19 protein-coding genes and 1 tRNA gene are annotated in these 18,372 nt (G+C 68.3%); 9 read left to right on the top strand and 11 right to left on the bottom strand.

What is annotated here, in order from left to right; all coding sequences use genetic code 11:
- Nucleotides 1–3 precede the first annotated feature (3 nt).
- The 5 genes from ASD21_RS19770 to ASD21_RS19750 all read right to left on the bottom strand — a co-directional run bounded on the left by ASD21_RS19770 (nt 4) and on the right by ASD21_RS19750 (nt 4,376).
- On the bottom strand, nt 4–537 hold the full coding sequence (locus ASD21_RS19770) for a VanZ family protein (protein ID WP_056445363.1): 534 nt from the start codon (nt 535–537) through the stop codon (nt 4–6).
- A 134-nt stretch (nt 538–671) separates the two neighbouring features.
- Nucleotides 672–2,483 carry a M1 family metallopeptidase gene (locus ASD21_RS19765; protein ID WP_056445360.1) on the bottom strand — a complete coding sequence of 604 codons (1,812 nt, stop codon included), beginning with the start codon at nt 2,481–2,483 and terminating at the stop codon, nt 672–674.
- 114 nt (nt 2,484–2,597) lie between these two features.
- Nucleotides 2,598–3,158: a demethoxyubiquinone hydroxylase family protein gene (locus ASD21_RS19760; RefSeq protein ID WP_056445358.1), complete on the bottom strand. Its 561-nt coding sequence runs from the start codon at nt 3,156–3,158 to the stop codon at nt 2,598–2,600.
- 1 nt (nt 3,159) lies between these two features.
- On the bottom strand, nt 3,160–3,774 hold the full coding sequence (locus ASD21_RS19755) for a disulfide bond formation protein B (protein ID WP_056446226.1): 615 nt from the start codon (nt 3,772–3,774) through the stop codon (nt 3,160–3,162).
- A complete protein-coding gene (locus tag ASD21_RS19750; RefSeq protein ID WP_056445355.1) occupies nt 3,771–4,376 on the bottom strand; it encodes a YqaA family protein in 606 nt (201 codons plus the stop codon). Before ASD21_RS19750 ends, ASD21_RS19755 begins: the two co-directional genes overlap by 4 nt.
- Before the next feature lie 159 nt (nt 4,377–4,535).
- On the opposite strand from ASD21_RS19750, the gene ASD21_RS19745 reads away from it, so the two are divergent.
- Nucleotides 4,536–4,790, top strand: coding sequence for a DUF3297 family protein (locus ASD21_RS19745; protein ID WP_007664089.1), 255 nt, complete (start codon nt 4,536–4,538; stop codon nt 4,788–4,790).
- Between the two features lie 5 nt (nt 4,791–4,795).
- Nucleotides 4,796–5,218 carry a hypothetical protein gene (locus ASD21_RS19740; protein ID WP_056445352.1) on the top strand — a complete coding sequence of 141 codons (423 nt, stop codon included), beginning with the start codon at nt 4,796–4,798 and terminating at the stop codon, nt 5,216–5,218.
- Nucleotides 5,219–5,279: 61 nt separating this feature from the next.
- Here ASD21_RS19740 and ASD21_RS19735 read toward each other — a convergent pair whose 3' ends face one another.
- Complete coding sequence (locus ASD21_RS19735) at nt 5,280–5,462, bottom strand: DUF3606 domain-containing protein (protein WP_029916884.1); 183 nt, start codon at nt 5,460–5,462, stop codon at nt 5,280–5,282.
- 90 nt (nt 5,463–5,552) lie between these two features.
- Here ASD21_RS19735 and ASD21_RS19730 point away from each other — a divergent pair, with 90 nt between their 5' ends.
- The 4 genes from ASD21_RS19730 to ASD21_RS19715 all read left to right on the top strand — a co-directional run bounded on the left by ASD21_RS19730 (nt 5,553) and on the right by ASD21_RS19715 (nt 7,692).
- The gene (locus ASD21_RS19730) at nt 5,553–5,879 is read left to right on the top strand and encodes an antibiotic biosynthesis monooxygenase (protein WP_056445350.1); all 327 of its coding nucleotides are present in this window, start codon (nt 5,553–5,555) and stop codon (nt 5,877–5,879) included.
- Nucleotides 5,880–5,899: 20 nt separating this feature from the next.
- Nucleotides 5,900–6,145 carry a hypothetical protein gene (locus ASD21_RS19725; protein WP_056446223.1) on the top strand — a complete coding sequence of 82 codons (246 nt, stop codon included), beginning with the start codon at nt 5,900–5,902 and terminating at the stop codon, nt 6,143–6,145.
- 73 nt (nt 6,146–6,218) lie between these two features.
- A complete protein-coding gene (locus tag ASD21_RS19720) occupies nt 6,219–6,968 on the top strand; it encodes a hypothetical protein (RefSeq protein WP_056445348.1) in 750 nt (249 codons plus the stop codon).
- A 199-nt stretch (nt 6,969–7,167) separates the two neighbouring features.
- Nucleotides 7,168–7,692: a MarR family winged helix-turn-helix transcriptional regulator gene (locus ASD21_RS19715; protein ID WP_056446221.1), complete on the top strand. Its 525-nt coding sequence runs from the start codon at nt 7,168–7,170 to the stop codon at nt 7,690–7,692.
- On the opposite strand, the gene ASD21_RS19710 is transcribed toward ASD21_RS19715, so the two are convergent.
- Entirely contained in the window at nt 7,647–8,672 is a 1,026-nt protein-coding gene (locus ASD21_RS19710) for a P1 family peptidase (protein ID WP_056445347.1), read from the bottom strand. The two genes, ASD21_RS19715 and ASD21_RS19710, sit on opposite strands and share 46 nt — an antisense overlap.
- Nucleotides 8,673–8,816: 144 nt before the next feature.
- Here ASD21_RS19710 and ASD21_RS19705 point away from each other — a divergent pair.
- Nucleotides 8,817–8,901, top strand: a tRNA-Leu gene (locus ASD21_RS19705).
- Between the two features lie 244 nt (nt 8,902–9,145).
- Here ASD21_RS19705 and ASD21_RS19700 read toward each other — a convergent pair.
- From ASD21_RS19700 to kduI, 4 genes are all read right to left on the bottom strand, one after another.
- Complete coding sequence (locus ASD21_RS19700) at nt 9,146–10,102, bottom strand: DUF4861 family protein (protein ID WP_056445345.1); 957 nt, start codon at nt 10,100–10,102, stop codon at nt 9,146–9,148.
- Between the two features lie 16 nt (nt 10,103–10,118).
- A complete protein-coding gene (locus ASD21_RS19695) occupies nt 10,119–10,880 on the bottom strand; it encodes a FadR/GntR family transcriptional regulator (RefSeq protein WP_056446219.1) in 762 nt (253 codons plus the stop codon).
- A 122-nt stretch (nt 10,881–11,002) separates the two neighbouring features.
- Nucleotides 11,003–12,202 carry a glycoside hydrolase family 88/105 protein gene (locus ASD21_RS19690; protein ID WP_056445342.1) on the bottom strand — a complete coding sequence of 400 codons (1,200 nt, stop codon included), beginning with the start codon at nt 12,200–12,202 and terminating at the stop codon, nt 11,003–11,005.
- A 47-nt stretch (nt 12,203–12,249) separates the two neighbouring features.
- Nucleotides 12,250–13,077, bottom strand: coding sequence for a 5-dehydro-4-deoxy-D-glucuronate isomerase (kduI, locus tag ASD21_RS19685; RefSeq protein ID WP_056445339.1), 828 nt, complete (start codon nt 13,075–13,077; stop codon nt 12,250–12,252).
- Between the two features lie 402 nt (nt 13,078–13,479).
- Between kduI and ASD21_RS19680 the strand changes: the two genes are divergently transcribed.
- Both ASD21_RS19680 and ASD21_RS19675 read left to right on the top strand, forming a co-directional pair.
- Complete coding sequence (locus ASD21_RS19680; protein WP_235524923.1) at nt 13,480–15,882, top strand: TonB-dependent receptor; 2,403 nt, start codon at nt 13,480–13,482, stop codon at nt 15,880–15,882.
- A 156-nt stretch (nt 15,883–16,038) separates the two neighbouring features.
- On the top strand, nt 16,039–18,369 hold the full coding sequence (locus ASD21_RS19675; RefSeq protein WP_082554854.1) for a transglycosylase domain-containing protein: 2,331 nt from the start codon (nt 16,039–16,041) through the stop codon (nt 18,367–18,369).
- Nucleotides 18,370–18,372: the final 3 nt, after the last annotated feature.

Below are 18,372 nucleotides of genomic sequence, written 5' to 3'. Positions count from 1 at the left end.
CGGTCAGGCCTGACGCGGAAAGCGTCGGGCCGCCCGGCTGGCGAACCCGGCCGGACGTTCGGCTTTCTCCACCTCGGCCGGCGCGCGGAAGACGGCCTGGATCACCGGCGCCAGGCGACGCGCCCCGCGCCGGCGGTCCTGGGCGGCGATGTCGGCGAAGCTCGCCGCGCCGCGCTGACGGGACATGGCGCGGAGATGCTCGATATGGCTGGCCAGGTAGATGACGCCCACGCCGGCGGTGTCGGCCAGCAGGTCGGCGAGCGAGGCGCTGCGGTCGGCCGTGAACAGCTGGGTCACCTCGACGCTGGCGCCCAGCAGGACGGCGGCGACGGCCAGATCGTTGCGGCGCATGCGGGGGAAGGCCAGGAACGAGACCGCCGCCAGGCCGCCGAAGGCGATGGCGTGGGCGGCCTTGTCGCTCAGACCGAACAGCTGCTCCAGGCCCGGCCAAGGCCCCAGCATCAGCACCGCGGCGGTCAGGACGCCGGCGACCAAAACGGCGCGGGCGGTGGTCACGACATGGTTGGGCGTCAGCATCGGCTTCCTGGCTCGCGGTGAGCTCAAAGCCTTAGGGCGCGTTGGCCTACAAGCCGTGAAGGAACAGGGTCAACGGAAGATGACCAAGGGCTCCGCCGCCTTCCCGACGCGGGAGGCGGCGGAGCCTCGGGCGTCTATTTCTTCTTCACCGGGGGTGTCGCCGCCTTCTTGGCGTCTTCGACCTTCTTGGCGGCTTCGTCGGCGGCCTTCTTCCAGACCGCGTAGTCCTCCAGATAGGGCTGGCGACGCAGGATCTTCGACGCCGGGTCGACGATCACCGGCACGGCGTCGCCCACCTTGATGCGGCCCGTGTTGTCGATCATCGGGACGGTGACGACCTTGTCGCCGACCTTGACCTCGAGCGGCATCGGGAAGGCCTTGCCCGAGGGGTTCATCCAGCTCAGCACCAGGTCGTCACCGTCGCGGGTCTGGCGGAGCTCCGGCAGCTTGGCCTGATAGAAGTAGGCGTCGAAGAACCACTGATAGTCCTTGCCGGTCACGTCGTTGACGATGCGGATGAAGTCCTTGGTCGTGGCGTAGCGCGGCGCGAAGTTGCCGGGCTTGGGATCGGGACGGCCGTAGACCAGGGTGCGCACCGACTTGAAGAACGCCTCGTCGCCGATCGTCGCGCGCAGGGTGTGCATGATGTTCGAGCCCTTGGCGTAGATGTCGTTCGCCGGGCCGCCTTCGGGTTTGTAGACCTGATCCTCGGTCATCACCTTGTCGGAGACGATCGGGAACAGGTTCTTGCTGCCGACCCGCTGGGCGTTCAGGCGGGTCATGTACTCCATGTCGCCGTGCAGCCATTGCGAGAACAGCGGCTGCATGTAGCTGCCCAGGCCCTCGTGGATCCACATGTCGTCCCAGTCGACATTGGTCACCTGGTTGCCGAACCACTCGTGCGACAGCTCGTGCTGGAACAGCCAGTCGTAGCCGTAGATGTCCTTTTTGTACTCGTTGCCGTAGGCGTTCATGGTCTGGTGTTCCATGCCCAGGTGCGGCGTCTCGACGACGCCCAGCTTCTCGGACCGGAACGGGTAGGGGCCGATCATCTGCTCGAAGAAGTCGAGCGTGGTCGGGAACTCGGCGAACAGGGCCTTGGCCTTGGCCGGATCGTCGCTCTTCAGGTGCCAGTACTCGATCGGGAAGCTGTCGCCGAACCGGCTCTTGTAGGTGTCTTCCAGCTTCACATAGGGCCCGACATTGACCGCGATCGCGTAGGTGTCGGGTTGCTTCTGACGCCAGTGGAAGGTGCGCCAGCCGTCCTTCTCCGCGACGCCGACCAGCACGCCGCCGGCCGGCGCCGACAGCGGGGCGGGCACGGTGATGTAGAAGTCGACCAGCAGCGGCTCGCCCGTGGGGAAGTCGATGCACGGCCAGAACAGGTCGCAGCCGTCGCCCTGCACGGCGCTGGCGATCCAGGGCTCGCCGGTCGGGGCGGTCTTCCAGACGAAGCCGCCGTCCCACGGCGCGCGTTCGGCTTCATGTGGGACGCCGGCATAACGAATCTGGACCACGGTCTTGGCCCCGGCGGCGATCGGCGCGGGCGGGGTGATGGTCAGGCGGCCTTCGGGATTGGTCCAGGCCGAGGCGGGCAGGGCCTTGCCGTCGACGATCAGGGCGCTGACCGCGAAGGTCTTGTCGAAGTCCAGAACGATGCGGGGCAGGACGCTCTTGGCCGCCAGAGTCAGGGTGGCGTCGCCCTCGATCGCCTTGCGCTCGGGGATGATCTTCAGCTTCAGGTCGACATGTTCGAGGGTCACCGCCGCTTCCTCGGCAGGCATCTGGCCGCCGGTGCCCAGGGTCAGGGCGGTGGTCGGCGTCGGCTTCGGCGGATTGACCGGCTTGGCCGGCGTCGCGGCGTGGGCCGCGCCCGTCAGGGCCAGGAGCGAGACGGCGCACAGGGCCGCGGCCCGTCGGAACTGCCGGTGAAACTGGGTAGGCAAAGCGAAACTCCCCTCGCGACGCGATTTTCCGGCGACATGGGTAAGCTCGGCCACGCACGCCGCCAAGCAGGAAGTTTCAGGGGACGGTTCTTCCGGCGTTTCAGCGAACGCTGGTCAGATCTTCTCGCTGATCTTGATCGCGGCGCGGCAGCCGGCGCGGATCACGGCCGACAGCAGCGGATAGGCCGGCGCCTCCCGGGCGCCTTCGCCGATGGCGATCTCCTTGTGGTGCAGCTCGTCGTCGCGGAACTGGCTCAGCTCGGCGGCCAGCGACGGGTCGCGGGTCTCCAGCTCGGCGATCTGGCCGGCATAGTGCTGCTCGATCACCGTCTCCACCGCCTCGGTGCACGCGTGTGCGGCCTTCTCGCCCAGCAGCGCGGTGCCCGCGCCCAGGGCGAAGGCGGCCGCGCGCCACAGGGGCGACATCACCGTCGGGCGAACTTCGCGCTCGCCCAGCAGTTCGTTGAACCGGGAGAGGTGGACCTGTTCGTGGCCCTCCATCTCCTGCAGCTGGTCGGCGATTCGCTCGCGCCCGGGAGCGTTGCGCATCACCGCCTGCTGGCCGCGGTAGATGTGGACGGCCGCCAACTCGCCGGCCTGGTCGACCCGCAGGATTTCGGCCAGGCGCGCCCTCTGGGCGCCGAGGCCGGGCCGGGGAGGGATGGGCCGGTCCATCTCAGGCGGCCCGGGGCGAGACGGGCGCGCGCAGGGCGGCGAAGGCCGAGGCGATCGCCAGACCCAGCGAGATCACGGCGTTCCAGCCGGCCATGGACAGGCCCAGGAAGACCCAGACAGCCTTGTCGCATGACGGCGCGGCGATCTTGGCGCCCTTCAGCATGGCCACCAGGTCGCTGGCCGAGGCCGCGCCGCCGGCCGCGCAGGCGGCGGGGCCGGGCCACCACTTCCATTCGGCGCCGGCATGATAGGTCGCCACCCCCGCGCCGAAGAGGAAGCCGATCGCCAGCAGCAGGATCAGCGGCCTGCGCGCCCGGTCCGCCCAGGGCGTGCGCGAGGCCGCGACGGCGACCAGCGCCACCGTGCCCGTGACCCAGTAGACTTCCCGCTGCTTGAGGCACAGCAGGCACGGCGCCAGCTTGCCGAAGGTCTCGAACGCATGGGCCGCGCCCAGCATGACGGCGCAGGCGGCGAAGGCCAGGACGGGCCATTGCTCGGCGATCAGGTCCAGCGGGCCGCGCACCGGCGCCGAGGCCGTGGACGCCGGGTGAACGGACGTCGTGGCGCGGATTTCCGTGACCTTGGTCTCGACTTCCCCGACGTTCTCGATCGTCATGCCGCGCATGCTCCGCCACTGCTTCCACCCAAGAAGTGGCTCGCCGTGAGGCCGATGACAAGCAGGGCGATCAGAATCCCGGCGAACAGGGCCAGGCGCTTTTCGATCACCGGCAGCATGGCCGGGCCGAACTTCTTGACCACTAGGGCCACGAGGAAGAAGCGCGCGGCTCGCGTCAGGACGCAGGCGCCGATGAAGACCGGGAAGCTGAACTTCAGAAGGCCCGAGGTGATGGTGACCAGCTTGAACGGGATGGGGGTGAAGCCCTTGGCGATGATCACCCACGATCCCCACTGGCGGTACCAGCATTCGGCGTCGGCCAGGGCGTTGGGCTTGCCCAGCACCGCCAGCAGCTTCTGGGCCGCGTCGTGGAAGAAAAAGCCGATGCCGTAGCCGAGAATTCCGCCCAGGACCGAGGCCAGGGTGCAGAGCGCGGCGTAGCGCCAGGCCTTTTCCGGTTTGGCCAGCACCATGGGCGCCAGCATCACGTCGGGTGGAACGGGAAAGAACGAGCTTTCGGCGAAAGAGATCGCGAACAGGCTGGCGGGGGCGTGACGGGAAGCGGCCAGGCCCATGACCCAGTCATAGAGGCGACGCAGCATGCGGACTCCGAAAAGAGGACGGCCGTAGCTAGCAGGCGACCATGACCTTGTCGCGGCGCTTCGCGCGATCGCGTGCAATCCTATTGGAATTGCGGCCTTGGATGGCTATCACGCGCGTTCGATGGCCTTTGCCGTCCAAATTCTTCGAAAGACGATCCCATGAGCGACACGCCTCCCGACCGCCTGGCCTCCAACCCCAGCAGCCCGCACTACGACGCCGACATCCTCGAGCGCGGCGTCGGCATCGTGTTCAACGGCGTCGAGAAGACCAATGTCGACGAGTACTGCGTCAGCGAGGGCTGGATCCGCGTCACCGCCGGCAAGGCCGTGGACCGCAAGGGCAACCCGATGACCATCAAGCTGCAGGGCGTGGTCGCGCCGTATTGGCGCAACGACAACGCCGAAGAGGCCTAGACGTCATGGCCCCGCGCCGTCTGATCGATCTGCCCGGCTTCGCCGACCTGGAGACCCGGGCGCTGATGAAGCCGTCGTTCGCCGATCCGGAGGCGCGGACCCAGTTCCCGGAGATCGATCAGCTGGCGCGCGACACGTTCGGCCTGACGGCCGACGAGGCGGCCCTGATCCCCGATCCGCCCGGCTGGGACGGCATCGACGTCAAGTCGATGCGCGAGCAGGCCGACGCGTTCGAGCTGGAGGGCTGGGACGTCACCGACGACAAGCGCCGGCCGCTGCGGATCCTGGGCCATTTCAGCCATCCGCTGTGGCTGGCCCTGCGCGGCGTGGCCGGCCACCTGCCGTTCGCGCCCGAGCCGGAGGACTTCGATCCCTCGACCTCGTCGCTTGCGGCGGAAGCGGCGAAGTTTCGGCGGGACAAGCGCTAGAGCGTGACAGCCGAAAGTGGATGCCGGTTTCGGCGCCTGTCACGCTCTAAATATTTGAACTCTAGCGCTTCTTGCCCAGCTCTGCGCCGATGTCCTTGATCGAGTTGCCGACCTTGCGATGGGCGGCGACCAGCTGGTCCTTGGTCACGCCCCAGCGCTTCATCCAGTATTCGACCTGATGGCGCTCGCGCGGATCCAGACGGTCCTCGTCGCGGAAGTCGCGCTTGCCTTTGGGAACGCCCATGTTGGTCTCTCCATGCTCCGGCGCGACCTATCTTGCGCGTCCGGCCTTGTCGAGGCGACATCGAATTAGAGACCCCGAGTGGAGACGCGCATGATCTGTCGCCAATGGAGAGGCTGGACCACGCCCGACAACGCCGCCGCCTATGAGTCGGTCGTGCGGAGACAGGTGATCCCGGGGATCGAGGCGCGCCGCATTCCGGGCTTTCGCCACATCGACCTGATGCGCCGCGAGGCCGGCGACGAGGTCGAGTTCACCACCCTGATGTGGTTCGACGACCTGGACAGCATCAAGGCGTTCATGGGCCAGGACTACGCCGTCAGCCACGTGCCCGAGGCGGCCCGTGCCGTCCTGGCCCGGTTCGACGCCCGCGCCCTGCACTTCGAGGTCCTGGACCGCCGCCCGCAGGAGCCGTCATGAGCGATCCCGATCTGGAGGCCATGGCTCAAGACGAGTTGTCCCGCGCCATGACCCTGACCTGGCGCGACCTCAACAAGGTGATTCCCTGGGGCGACACCTTCGAGGGGATCTCGCCGGCCGGGCGCAACGTCGAGGTCGAGCGGAACTACCTGTGGGCGAGCGAGCCTGGCGGCGACATCCTGTGCGAAGTCGCCGTCTATGGCGGTCCCAGCCGCTACGATCAGGGCGCCAGGGCGCGCGGCGTGATTTCCCGGCCTTCAACATAACCTTGGTCGTGCAAGCTGCGCCATCATGCGTTAACCATGTGACTCTTGCTTGCCTGATACTGGAGGGGGTCCGGTGTACCAGTCAGAGTTTCCCGTCGATACGCCGGTTCCGATCTTCGATCCCACCTTGCTGGCGGGGATCGCCTTGGTCGTGCTGGCCGTCGCCATCCTCACCTACTACGTGGGCAAGTATGTCGGCGGACGCGGGCGTGACGAGCGCTGGCGCGAGGTTCCCAAGACCATCCACGAGGCCGTGAAGGTCAAATGCGTGGCGGCCACCAGCGCGCCGTCGGGCGAGCTGCTCTACAAGGCCCAGGATCTGGTCGAGGAGGTTCAGCGCCGGATCGGACCGGTCCTGGCGTTCGGCGGCCCCTGCGCCAAGGCGCTGAAGGGGATAACCGAAGCCCTCAAGGGCGAGCCGGTCGAGGAGAAGCCCAAGGACAAGGACAAGTCCAAGGGCGCGCACGGCGGCAAGAAGGACGACAAGCACGGCCATGACGACGGGCATGGCGGTCATGGGGGCGGCCACAAGCCGGAGACCGAACTCGAACGGGCCGCGGCCAAGGTCACGATCTTGGGCGGCCAGACCCTGGTCCTGACCGGCCACCGCCCGGGCCATGAGCCGGACCATGGGCACGACGAGCATGAGGACGAAGAGCCGAAGGTTCTTGACCACAAGGACTATTCTCGCCAAGTCCGCATGGCCGTTGTGGAATTTTCCGATTTCTGGAGCCGGGGCGATTGTCTCAACGAACTGCAACGCTGCCAGACGGCGCTGACCAAGACCGAGCCGTTCAAGTCCAAGGCGGCCGAGGAGCACTGAGCCGTCGGTTCCATTTTTCGCGGGCGCCCCATCGCTGGGCGTCTGGGTGGTCGAATGCACAACCGCCAAGCGAAATGTCCGCTTTCCTGTCCCCAGGCTTGGCCGTGATTGAGCGGGGCGGTCGCGCCGCGCCAGATCGGGCCTTGTCGACGCGAGCGACCGCCAGAGTCGCGGGCGTATGGAGGACGAAAGGAAGGCCATGGCCGCGACGGTCTCACCCATGACGCAGAATCCCCCCGAAGGCGCCCCCGAGCACGTCTCGCTGGCCGACTATCTGCCCTACCAGCTGGCGACGTCGTCCAGCGCCGTCAGCCGGCTGATCGCCCGGGCTTACGAGGACCGCTTCGGCCTCAGCATTCCGCAGTGGCGGCTGATGTCGGTGCTGGCCGAGGGGCCGCTGACCCAGCAGGCCGCCGTCGTGCGCACGGCCATGGACAAGGTGCGCGTCAGCCGCGCCGCCCAGGAACTGGTCGAGCGCCGCCTGGCCGTGCGCCTGAGCAACCGCGTCGACCGGCGCTCGCACAGCCTGGAACTGACCGCCGCCGGCCGTCGCCTGTTCGCCGAGATCGTGCCCTTGGCGCGCGCCTATGAGGCCGCGCTGCTGGCCGGCCTGGCGCCCAGCGAGGTGGCGACTCTCAAGCGACTGCTGGGCCAGCTCGAGACCGCCGCCGGCACGCTCTACGGGGCCGATACGGCGCCGCCAGGATCCGAACGCGCCGAATAGACGCCGCGCGTGATCGCCCGGGCCATGGTGTCGGCGGCCGCGGCGCCCAGTCGCGCGATCATCAGCGACCGCGCCGGACCCTCGCCGATCTCGACGGCGCCGGAGGACAGGGCGAAGACCACGTCGCCGTCGAACGGGGTGTGGACCGGGCGAATGGCGCGGGCCAGGCCGTCCTGGGCCATCATCGCCAGCCGCGTGGCCTCGGCGGTGGTCAGGGCGGCGGTGGTCGCCACCACGGCCAGGGTGGTGTTGGCGCCGGCGATGAACCGGCCGAGCGCCGCCAGTTTGCTGTCGTCGGAAATTGGCTCGACCGCGCGGGCCGCCGGATCCGGAACGAGACCGCCAAACTCGCCGTCGATCTCGAACGGCCAGGCCCAGAACGCCTCGCCGCCGGGCATGTAGACCGACCCCACTGGATTGACCGCCGCCAGGGCTCCGACGATGAGACCGTCGCTCAGGTCCAGAGAGGCCGAGCCGACGCCGCCCTTGTTCACGCCGGCCATCGCGCCGCGCCCGGCCCCGATCGAGCCTAGGGCGAAGTCCTCGCCGGCCGCCGCGACGGCGTCCAGGCCCAGGGCGCGATAGGGCGGGTCCAGGCCCCAAGTCTTGTCGCCGCCGTTGCCCAGGTCGTGCAGCACCGCCCCCGGCACGATCGGTATGGTCGGCGATCCCGCCGCCAGCCGCAGGCCGTGGCCCGCCGCCGACAGCGCCGCCGTCACGCCGTCGGCCGCGCCCAGGCCGAACACCGAACCACCCGACAAGGTGATGGCGTGGGCCCGGCTGAAATTGTTTTCGGGGCGAAGCACGTCGCTTTCGCGAATCCCTGGTCCGCCGCCGCGCACGTCCACCGCCGCGACCCAGCCTTCGGGACAGAGCAGGACGGTCACCCCGCTGCGCACCGCCTCGTCCGTGGCGTGGCCGACGCTTAGGCCCGACACATCGGTGATCAGGTTACGGGGACCGGGACGGGGTGGGGGCAAGGTGACTCTCCTGCGAGCGGCGGGAGCATCGGTCAGCCGCGCCGCGAAGGAAAGCGGGTGCATCAAGACAAAAAGCGACGCTGGAACTTCCCGCACGCCTTTGCTAGACAACCCCTCCTTCGCCGACCTCGGTCGCCGCGAAGCGCGGGCGTGGTGAAACTGGTAGACGCGCCGGACTCAAAATCCGGTTCCGAAAGGAGTGTCGGTTCGACCCCGACCGCCCGCACCAATCTCTTCTGACATCAGGATTTGTTCCGGCGATGTGGTCGCCACGTGGTGACCACCAGCGCGACGGTGGCGGCGCCGAGCGCGGCCAAGGTCGCCCAGTCGACGACAAGGGCGACGGTCGACAGGGACGCGCGCAACGGCCGTTCGGCGGTCGTTGCTATCGATTTGGATCGTTTGCCCACGATGGTCTCGTCCGGTCGCGCCTCTTGGGGGAGCGCGCGCCGGCCGCCGGCGTTCCGCCAAGCCTAGTGGGTCGGATCGAAATCCGGCTTCTGGCCCTTCACATAGGCTTCCCAGCCCTCCCGATCATGGAAGTCCAGGCCTTTGTCCCAGGCCGCCCCCATGTAGTAGACGAACGGCTTGCCGGGCTCGACCTTGACCAGGACGATGTAGTTGTCGGCGTCCTGGCGCACCTCGACCAGCGCCTTGGGATCGACCATCAGGGCGATCCCCATCGTGCCCCGCACCGGATCGGTCGGCTGCCAGTACGAGACGCGGCCCGCGCCCAGATCCTTGGTGAACACGCCGCCCGCGCCGTTGTGAGTGGCTTGGCGCTTGCTGATGCCGATGCCGATCACCAGCGGGCCGGGCTTGTCGGAGCTGATGGTCGAGACCATCCGCGTGAAGTTGGTGCCCAGCGGCAGGGTGAAGGTGCGGGTCTCCCAGACCTTGCGGTCCACGTCGACCGGCCACGGGGCGTAGGTGACCTTGAACTGGGCGACGTCGCCGCCGGTCTTGAGGATCTCGTAGGACTTCCAGTTGCGCGAGGTCCACAGCTTGTTGTCGTGCCAGACGCCCAGGCCGCCGGCTCCCCGGAAGGTGCTGACGTCGTAGAAGTCCAGGCCTTCGCCGTGGAAGTCATGCTGCTTGCCGGTCTTCAGCTGGCGCTCCATGTAGGGCCAGCGGACGTTCTTGCCCCAGGCGTCGATCCCGGAGGTCGAGGGCGGCTCGGCCGCTTCCAGCGCCGGGCCGTAGATGCGGTGGGCGGTGCGGTCGTTCTCCCAGAGGATGTCGTCGTAGCGATAGGGCGCGTAGGCGACGACGGCGCGGGGTTTCTGGCCCTCGGCGTCGGGCTTGGCCAGCACCGGCTCGACCAGGGGCGGCATGACGGGATCGACCTGGGCCCCAGCCAGACCGGGCAAGGCCAGGACGGGTAGGGAGAAGCTCGCGGCGACCGCGAGCGAGAGGATCAGCTTGGACATTTGGGGGCTCGCGTCTCTAGATCTCGGTGCGCCGAGCCAGCTCACGTCGCTGCTCGGCCATTTTCTGGCGGGTCTGCTGGAGGGCGTCGAGTTCGGTCACGGCCAGCAGGTCGTCGATCACCTGGGCCAGATGGGCGTGGATCGCCTGGCGGGCGGCCTTGGGATCACGCTGGCGCAGGGCGGCGATGATCTGACGATGCTCCTCGACGAAGTCTCCGCCGCCATGGGCGCGGGCCCGTCGCAGCATGGCCACGCAGGTCGGCGACTGCAGGCGTAGGGTCCACAGGTCCTCGACGCCGGCCTCGATGGCGGCGTTGCCGGTCGCGCGGGCGATGGCCAGATGAAACTCCTGCTCCAGCCGCTCGACCTCGTCGGGCGCGAAGCTGCGGGCCATCTGGCTGGCGATCTGGTCCAGCAGGGCCAGGTTGTCGTCGGTGACGGTGGCGGCCGACAGGGCGCAGGCCTCGCCCTCGAACAGGCGCCGCGCCTCGGTCAGTTCCAGCGCCCCGACCTCGACCTCGGCGGAATCGTCCGCGCCCGGCGCCGTCGTGGCGTTGACATAGACGCCCGATCCCTGACGCGCCTCGACCAGGCCCTGGAACTCCAGGGCGATCATGGCGTCGCGAACGGTCGGACGACTCACGCCGAAGTCGTCAGCCAGTTCGCGCTCGGACGGCAGCTTGTCGCCGGGGCCATAGCGGCCGTCGTTGATGGACGTGGCGATCGCCCGGGCGATCTGCTGGTACAGCTTCTGGGGGTCTGAGGCGCCGGTGGTCATGTCGGTCATCCTAGAGCGTGGCAGCCGAAAGTGGATGCCGGTTTCGGCGCCAGCCTCGCTCCAAATGTCTGAAAGGAGTCCGGGACGGGTTCCGGCGGGGACGGGCGGCGGGGCAAGCGGCGTCACGGCCTGGCCGCCCTGGCGGTCGTCGGGGGCAATCTGGAGACCTCGCTAGCCGCCAGCAGGAAGGCGCCGACGCCATAGAGTTGGGTGTCGTCCGGTCCCACCTGGTCCGGTGCGGCGCCCACGCGCTGCACCCAGCCCAGCTTGCCGTCGGGCTCGATCGCGGCGGTCAGGGCGGTCCAGCCCTTGTCGATCGCCGGGCGATACTGGGCGGCGGGCAACAGGCCGTGGTTCACGCCCCAGGCCAAGCCGTAGACGAAGAAGCCGGTCCCGCTGGTCTCGGGCGTCTTCTGCGGCTCCAGCAGCGAGACCGGCCAATAACCCTGCTCGCCCTGCAGGGCGACGATCTTGGCGGCCATCTGCCTGAACAGCGCCTCGTAGCGCGGCCGGCTCGGATGGTCCTTGGGCAAGTCCTGCAGGATGCGGGCGATCCCGGCGAAGGCCCAGCCGTTGCCGCGGCCCCAGAAGATCTTGGCGCCGGCGTCGCTGCGCTTGGCGATGAAGCGGCTGTCGCGGAAATAGAGGTGGTCCGTCTTGTCGTAGAGCAGGTCGGTGGTCGCCCAGAACTCGCGGTCGGCATGAGCCAGATAACGCGAATCCTGGGTCTCCTTGGTCAGGGCGACCCAGGCGGGCGGGGCCATGAAGATGGCGTCGCTCCAGCACCAGCGGGCCTGGCAATAGGGATCGCCGCCCTGCGGCGGCTTGGCTTCGAACCCCAGATCGACGGTCGAGGGATCGGCCAGCACCGCGTCGAAACGGGCGCGCACCGGAGCCAGCTTGGCCGCGTCATGCGTGCGGGCCGCCGACCAGATCCAGACCGCGCCGGTGGCGTCGGCGTCGGCATGGCGGGGGCGCTTGTCGAAGTCCCAACCCTCGGCCTGGCCGTGAGCGAGGATCGCGTCGGCGTACTTGGGCTGGCTGGAGGCGTCTGCGAAGGCGGTCAGGCCGATGTAGAACGCCGCTTGGATCCAGTCGCGCGGGGCCTCGGTGTCACGCCGGAACTGCGAGGCCGGCACGTAGTCGAAGTTGTCCATGTGGCCCAGCTGCCAGTCGGCCACGCGAGCCCCGGCCGTCAGGACCGCGGCCTTGGCCGGTGCGCTGACGCCGGCGGCGGGCCTGGCGGGCGCCGCCGCGCAGGCCTGCGACGGCCCCAGCAGGGCGGCCGTCGCCAGAAGAACTGCGGTCAGGCGTCGCAGCATCGTCTCGTCTCCCTCGTCGTTCTTGGTCTTGTCTATCCGCCCGCGTCCTAGCGCAGGTCGGCCAGGGTCAGGTGGTCCATATCGTCGAAGTCCAGGTTCTCGCCGCCCATCGACCAGACGAAGCGGTAGTCGGCCGTGCCGACCCCGCTGTGCATCGACCAACTGGGCGAGAACACCGCCTCGCCGTCGTCCATGAACACCGTCCTGGGGTTGGAGGGCTCGCCCATGATGTGCATCACCCGGGCCGGGGCTGCGTCGAAATACATGTAGATCTCGCTGCGCCGTCCGTGGGTGTGCGGCGGCATGGTGTTCCAGACGTTGCCGGGCTCCAGCTCGGTGAAGCCCATGACCAGTTGGCAGGTCTGGACGACGCCAGGGCGGATGCTTTGGCGGATGACCCGGCGGTTGGCTGTCTTCTGATCGCCGGCCTGGATCACGCGCGCCTCGGCCTTGCGCACCCGGCGGCTGGGATGGGCGGCGTGGGCCGGATAGCTGACGAAATAGAACTTGGCCGGCGCGTTGACCGAGGCGCTGGCGAAGGTCACGGCCTCGACGCCGCGGCCGACATAGAGGCTGTCCAGGTTGTCCAGGTCATGGCGGGCGCCGTCCAGCTCGACCCAGCCGGGGCCGCCGATGTTGATCACGCCCAGTTCGCGGCGTTCGCAGAAATAGGCCGAGGCCAGGCGGCGGTCGGTGGGCAAGGGCAGGGGGACGGTCAGCGGAGCGGCCGAGCCCACCACGGCGCGGTCGACCTCGACATAGGTCATCGCGACCTGGCCTGGCTGGAACAGGTCGCCGATCACGAAGGTGTCGCGGATGTCCTGGGCCGTCATGCGGCGCAGGCCTTCGCGGTCCGTGCTGGGGCGGAGCTTCATCGCGGATCCGCTCATCGGCCCGATTTCGCATGGCGGCCGATTGGCCTGGCCGCGAAGAGCGACGCCGTCATGTGCGGTGGTGTGCGGATCATTCGCCCCTCGATCTTTATGACCATTTTGGCATTACCAATTTGCCGTCTGGTCAAAAGGCTAAATGACCATATTTCATAGCGATACGCAAAGGCGTCGACGCTCGTGACCGGGTTGCGGGCATCAAGACTCTGTCTTTTCAGCAAGTTAGGCGAAAATGACAACGATGTCGTCGCCTACTTGACAATTCCCCTGACCACTGACCAATTTTGGCCTTACCAAATTGGGTGCTCATAATTGACCGGATGAACCGGCCGGGCGCCGCGCGAGGAAGCGAGGGGACAGATTATGAGAACCGTTCAGCATGCCCTGTTGGCGTCAACCGCTGTGATCGCCGTGGTGGCGGGGACGGGCGTCGCCCAGGCCCAGTCCGCCGGTTCGGATCCGTCGGTCCAACTTGAAGAGATCATCGTCACCTCGACCAAGCGCGCTGAGCGCCTGCAAGACGTGCCGGTGTCGGTGACCGCTCTGACCCAGGACGTGATCGACCGCAACAACGTCCGCGAACTGGGCGATCTGGTGAAGCTGTCGCCTTCGGTGTCGATCGACTACGGCTCCCAGCCGGGCAATTTCAGCATCAAGATGCGCGGTATCGGCACCTTCTCGAACGGCATCGCCGTTGAGTCTGATGTCGCGGTGGTCATCGACGACGTGCCGATCGGCTTCCAGGCCGCCGCCTTCAAGGACCTGATCGACGTCGAGCGCGTGGAAGTGCTGCGCGGTCCGCAGAGCACCCTGTTCGGCAAGAGCGCCATCGCCGGCGTGCTGAACATCGTCACCGCCGCGCCTTCCAACACGCCCGGCGGCAAGGCCATGGCCCTGACGACCGACGACGGCGAGAAACGCATCGGCTTCACCGTCACTGGTCCGATCAGCGACACGGTGCGCGCCCGCCTGACCGTGTCCAAGAGCGACTACGACGGCAACGTCAAGAACCTGACCACCGGCAAGAACGTCAACGGCAGCGCGGGCTTCACGGCCACCGCCAAGATCGAGTGGACCCCGACCGAAAACCTGAAGCTCAGCCTGGCGCCGCGGTTCAACCACAACGTCTCCAGCTGCTGCACCAGCCCGATCACCGAGATGACGCCGGGCCTATTCTACCAGGGCGAACCCGGTTTCCCCGCGAGCACGACGTTGCGCGGGATCACCATCGACAAGAACAACCACTTCATCCGCGCCGACGACCGCATCGGCGGCGGCAATTCCGAGGTGTTCGGCGGCACGGCCCGCCTAGACTACGACTTCGGCGAGGGCTCGGTCCTGAAGGGCCACACCTTTTCGTCGATCACCTCCCAGGACCGCTGGAAGATGACCGACTTCCAGGACATCGACGGCACCGACGTGCCGTTCCTGCTGGGCTTCCCGGTCGCCAATCCCTCGGGCGTCAACAGCGGCGCCCGGATCAACGGTTACTTCCACGCCAAGTCGGTGACCCAGGAGTTTCGCCTGACCTCGCCGGGCGACACCCGGTTCCGCTACGTGGCCGGCCTCTGGTACGCCCGCAATGAGCTCGACCGCTATCTGGACCGCGGTCCGGTGCTGCAGCTGGCCCGCTACCTGGCCGAAAGCACCAACGAGAACTACTCGGCCTACACCAACGCCACCTTCGACGTGACCGACAAGCTCAGCCTGACCGGCGGCGCGCGGATCAACCGCCAGAAGATCGACTACCACTTCCACAAGACGATCTTCGCCAGCACGACACCGGGCGCCTCGACCACGATCCAGGAGTTCAGCGGGGCCAACGACGACGACGCGGTGACCGGCAAGGTCGGGGTCCAGTATAAGTGGACGCCGGACATCATGACCTTCGCCACCTATTCGACGGGCTACAAGGGTCAGGCCTACGACCTGGTCAGCACGTTCGACGCGAAGATCGCGGCGAACATGCCCGTGCCGGCCGAGACGGCCAAGAACTACGAGCTGGGCCTCAAGAGCAGCCTGCTGGACCGCCGGGTCTATTTCAACGCCACCCTGTTCAACGCCGACTATCACGGCTTCCAGACCTCGGTGACCTCGTTCCTGCCGGACGGCACCTTCCTGACCTTCCTCAACAGCGTCGGCCACCTGCGCACCCGGGGCCTGGAACTGGACGGCGTGGCCCGCCTGACCTCCAACTTCCGCCTCAACGGGGCGTTCGCCTACACCGACGCGACGGTCATCGATTTCCCGAACGGCCCCTGCTACTCGGGCCAGCCGCTCCTGGCGGGCTCGCCGCTTCCGGTCGGCGGGGTGGGGGCGCCCGGGACCTGCTACACTCAGTTGCAGCCCATCGTGGCCGGCAAGCCGCAAACCGTCAGCGGGCGCCAGCAGAACCTGCACGGCGCGCGCCTGAACAACGTGCCCAAGTACAAGTTCAGCGTCGGCGGTCAGTACGACATCGACCTGCCCGACAACGTGCCGTTCAAGGCCTTCGTCGGCGCCACATTGCGTTGGCAGGACGACATCAACTTCGCGCTCAGCCAGGATCCGCGCACGGTCCAGAAGGCCTACAGCGTCGCCGACCTGACTGTCGGGATCACCGACCGCGGCGGCAAGTACAAGCTGAGCGCCTTCGCCAACAACCTGTTCGACAAGCGGTACGCCCAAGGCCTGGGCAACGGCACTTCGGGTTACAGCAACCCGGCCATTCCGACGGCTCAGGGCAAGACCTGGTTCCCGGGCCGCGACGCCTTCCGCTACTTCGGCGCGCGCCTGGACGTGAACTTCTAGAACCCTCCCGCTCATCCCCCACTGTTGGCCGGTCCCGTTCGCGGGCCCGGCCATTTTTTTGCGCGACGTTACCTTGGGGCGTGCCGCTGGGCGGGCCGCCTGTGCTATTGCCCGCGCTCTTGCTGGTGAACTTCCGCCCGAACGAGTGCGATCCGAATGCCCGACGCAGCCGACGATTTCGAGCCCGCCGACCCGACGCCGTCCGAGAACTCGGAAGAAGCCTCGAACGCGGTCGCCGCCGGGCCGACCGAGGCGGAAGTCCTGGAAGCGGCGACGCCCAAGCGCAAGGCCGCCAAACCCCGATCCAGGTCCAAGACCAAGAGCAAGGCCGCCGCCGCGCCGGCCGAGCGCATAGAGGCGGACGTCGTCGAAACGCCGACGGTCGAGACCGAAGCGCCCGACTCCGCGATCCTCAGCCCCGCACCCCTGGTCGAAATTCCAGACGCGACGGACGCGGAGCCGCCCGAAGCGATCGAGGCCGAGGTCGTCGAAACACCGGCGGCGGACGCGGCCGAACCGCCGCCTTCGCCGCCGGCCAAGCCGCCGATCTGGAAACGGCGGCCCTGGCAGATCGGCGCGGCCGCCTCGGTGGCGGTCGTGATCGCGATCATCGCCTCGCTGCTGTGGTCCCTGCCGCTGGGCCGGGCGCTGGAGCCCCTGGCTAATCCGACCCTGGTGATCGTGGCCTCGGACGGCTCGCCCATAGCCCGTCGTGGCTCCTACAAGGAAGCGCCGGTCGAGGTCGCCAAGCTGCCCGCCTATGTGCCCGGCGCGTTCATCGCCATCGAGGACCGGCGCTTCTACAAGCACATCGGCGTGGATCCGAAGGCGATCCTGCGCGCCATGGGCGCCAACGCCAAGGCCGGCGGGGTGTCCGAGGGCGGGTCGACCATCACCCAGCAACTGGCCAAGAACGCCTTCCTGTCCAACAAGCGGACGTTCCGGCGGAAGATCCAGGAGCTCGTCATCGCCGTCTATCTGGACGCGCGCCTGTCCAAGGACGAGATCCTGTCGCGCTACCTGTCGTCCGTTTATTTCGGCGACGGCGCCTTCGGCCTGCGCGCGGCGGCTCGGCACTATTTCGACAAGACGCCCGAGACCCTGTCGATCGGCGAGGCGGCGATGCTGGCGGGGTTGGTCAAGGCGCCGTCCCGCTGGGCCCCGACCGAGAACTTCGACGGCGCCAAGACGCGGATGAAGACCGTGCTAGGCGCCATGGTCGACACCGGGGTGATCACACAGGCCCAGGCGACCCGCGCGGTCCGGCAGGTCCACGTCCAGGCCGGCCGGCCGAAGCTGCCGGTGGGCTCCTACTTCGCCGACTGGGTTTTCCCCCAGGCCAAGGCGGTGTTCGAGAACACCTACGGCGAGACGGTGGTGCGCACGACGCTGGATCCCCGGCTGCAGGCCCAGGCCGAGAAGATCCTCGACCAGGCCATCGCCCGCGACGGCAAGGTGCTGAACGTCACCCAGGGCGCGATCGTGGCCATGCGCACCGACGGCCGGATCGTCGCCATGGTCGGCGGCCGCGACTACAAGGTCAGCCAGTTCAACCGCGCCGACGCCCAACGTCCGCCGGGCTCGGCCTTCAAGCTGTTCGTCTATCTGGCGGCCATCCGTCAGGGCATGACCCCGACCAGCCCGATCCTGGACGCGCCGGTCGTCGTCAGCGGCTGGACGCCCAAGAACCATGAGGGCAAGTACGCCGGCCGTGAGGTGCCGCTGATCACCGCCTTCGCCGCCTCGTCCAACGTGGCGGCGGTGCGCCTGGCCCACGACATTGGGCGTGACCCGATTGTCGCCACCGCCCGCGACCTCGGCGTCACCGACCCGATCCCGGACGACCTGACCCTGGCGCTGGGCACCGGGCCGATGAGCCTGGTGCGGCTGACGGCGGCCTATGCGGCCATCGACGCGGGCGAGGCGCCGGTGATCCCGCACGGCCTGGCCGACTGGAAGAAGCCCGCCAACGTCCACCCGCTGACCAAGGCAGAACTGGCCAGCATGCGCGACCTGCTGCGCTCGGCCACCCAGCGCGGCACGGGCATCGAAGCGGCGATCCCCGGCGCGTTCGGCAAGACCGGCACCAGCCAGGACTACCGCGACGCTCTGTACGTCGGCTATGTCGGCGACTTGGTGATCGGGGTCTGGGTCGGCAATGACGACAACAGCGCCATGCGCGGCGTGGTCGGCGGCGGCCTGCCGGCCAAGATCTGGAAGAGCGTGGCCACCTATGCCGTCAATCGCGACGCGCCCACGACGCCCGAACCCGAAGGCGACGACGCCGTCTCGGCGGCCGAGGATCCGACGTTGCTGAACCCCGACGGCACGCCCGTGGAGGGCGCGGTCCCGGCGGAGGACACGACCGTCGCGCCGGTCGATGGAACAGCCCCGGTCGCGCCCGTTGCGCCGGCGGCGCCGAGCGTTCCCGTCGTCAGCGTCCCGGCGGCCCCGGTCGCGCCGACGGCGGATCGGCCTTCGAACTAGGAG

Origin of the sequence: Caulobacter sp. Root1455 (assembly GCF_001426905.1) — a bacterium.
Lineage (GTDB): Bacteria > Pseudomonadota > Alphaproteobacteria > Caulobacterales > Caulobacteraceae > Caulobacter.
This window is presented reverse-complemented; position numbering and strand designations above follow the sequence as displayed.

Bases quoted from the DNA above. Each gene is read 5' to 3' on its own strand.
- ASD21_RS19770 (WP_056445363.1), bottom strand. From the start codon at position 537: ATGCTGACGCCCAACCATGTCGTGACCACCGCCCGCGCCGTTTTGGTC.
- ASD21_RS19760 (WP_056445358.1), bottom strand. From the start codon at position 3,158: ATGGACCGGCCCATCCCTCCCCGGCCCGGCCTCGGCGCCCAGAGGGCG.
- ASD21_RS19755 (WP_056446226.1), bottom strand. From the start codon at position 3,774: ATGACGATCGAGAACGTCGGGGAAGTCGAGACCAAGGTCACGGAAATC.
- ASD21_RS19750 (WP_056445355.1), bottom strand. From the start codon at position 4,376: ATGCTGCGTCGCCTCTATGACTGGGTCATGGGCCTGGCCGCTTCCCGT.
- ASD21_RS19745 (WP_007664089.1), top strand. From the start codon at position 4,536: ATGAGCGACACGCCTCCCGACCGCCTGGCCTCCAACCCCAGCAGCCCG.
- ASD21_RS19740 (WP_056445352.1), top strand. From the start codon at position 4,796: ATGGCCCCGCGCCGTCTGATCGATCTGCCCGGCTTCGCCGACCTGGAG.
- ASD21_RS19735 (WP_029916884.1), bottom strand. From the start codon at position 5,462: ATGGGCGTTCCCAAAGGCAAGCGCGACTTCCGCGACGAGGACCGTCTG.
- ASD21_RS19730 (WP_056445350.1), top strand. From the start codon at position 5,553: ATGATCTGTCGCCAATGGAGAGGCTGGACCACGCCCGACAACGCCGCC.
- ASD21_RS19725 (WP_056446223.1), top strand. From the start codon at position 5,900: ATGGCTCAAGACGAGTTGTCCCGCGCCATGACCCTGACCTGGCGCGAC.
- ASD21_RS19715 (WP_056446221.1), top strand. From the start codon at position 7,168: ATGGCCGCGACGGTCTCACCCATGACGCAGAATCCCCCCGAAGGCGCC.
- ASD21_RS19700 (WP_056445345.1), bottom strand. From the start codon at position 10,102: ATGTCCAAGCTGATCCTCTCGCTCGCGGTCGCCGCGAGCTTCTCCCTA.
- ASD21_RS19695 (WP_056446219.1), bottom strand. From the start codon at position 10,880: ATGACCACCGGCGCCTCAGACCCCCAGAAGCTGTACCAGCAGATCGCC.
- ASD21_RS19690 (WP_056445342.1), bottom strand. From the start codon at position 12,202: ATGCTGCGACGCCTGACCGCAGTTCTTCTGGCGACGGCCGCCCTGCTG.
- kduI (WP_056445339.1), bottom strand. From the start codon at position 13,077: ATGAAGCTCCGCCCCAGCACGGACCGCGAAGGCCTGCGCCGCATGACG.
- ASD21_RS19675 (WP_082554854.1), top strand. From the start codon at position 16,039: ATGCCCGACGCAGCCGACGATTTCGAGCCCGCCGACCCGACGCCGTCC.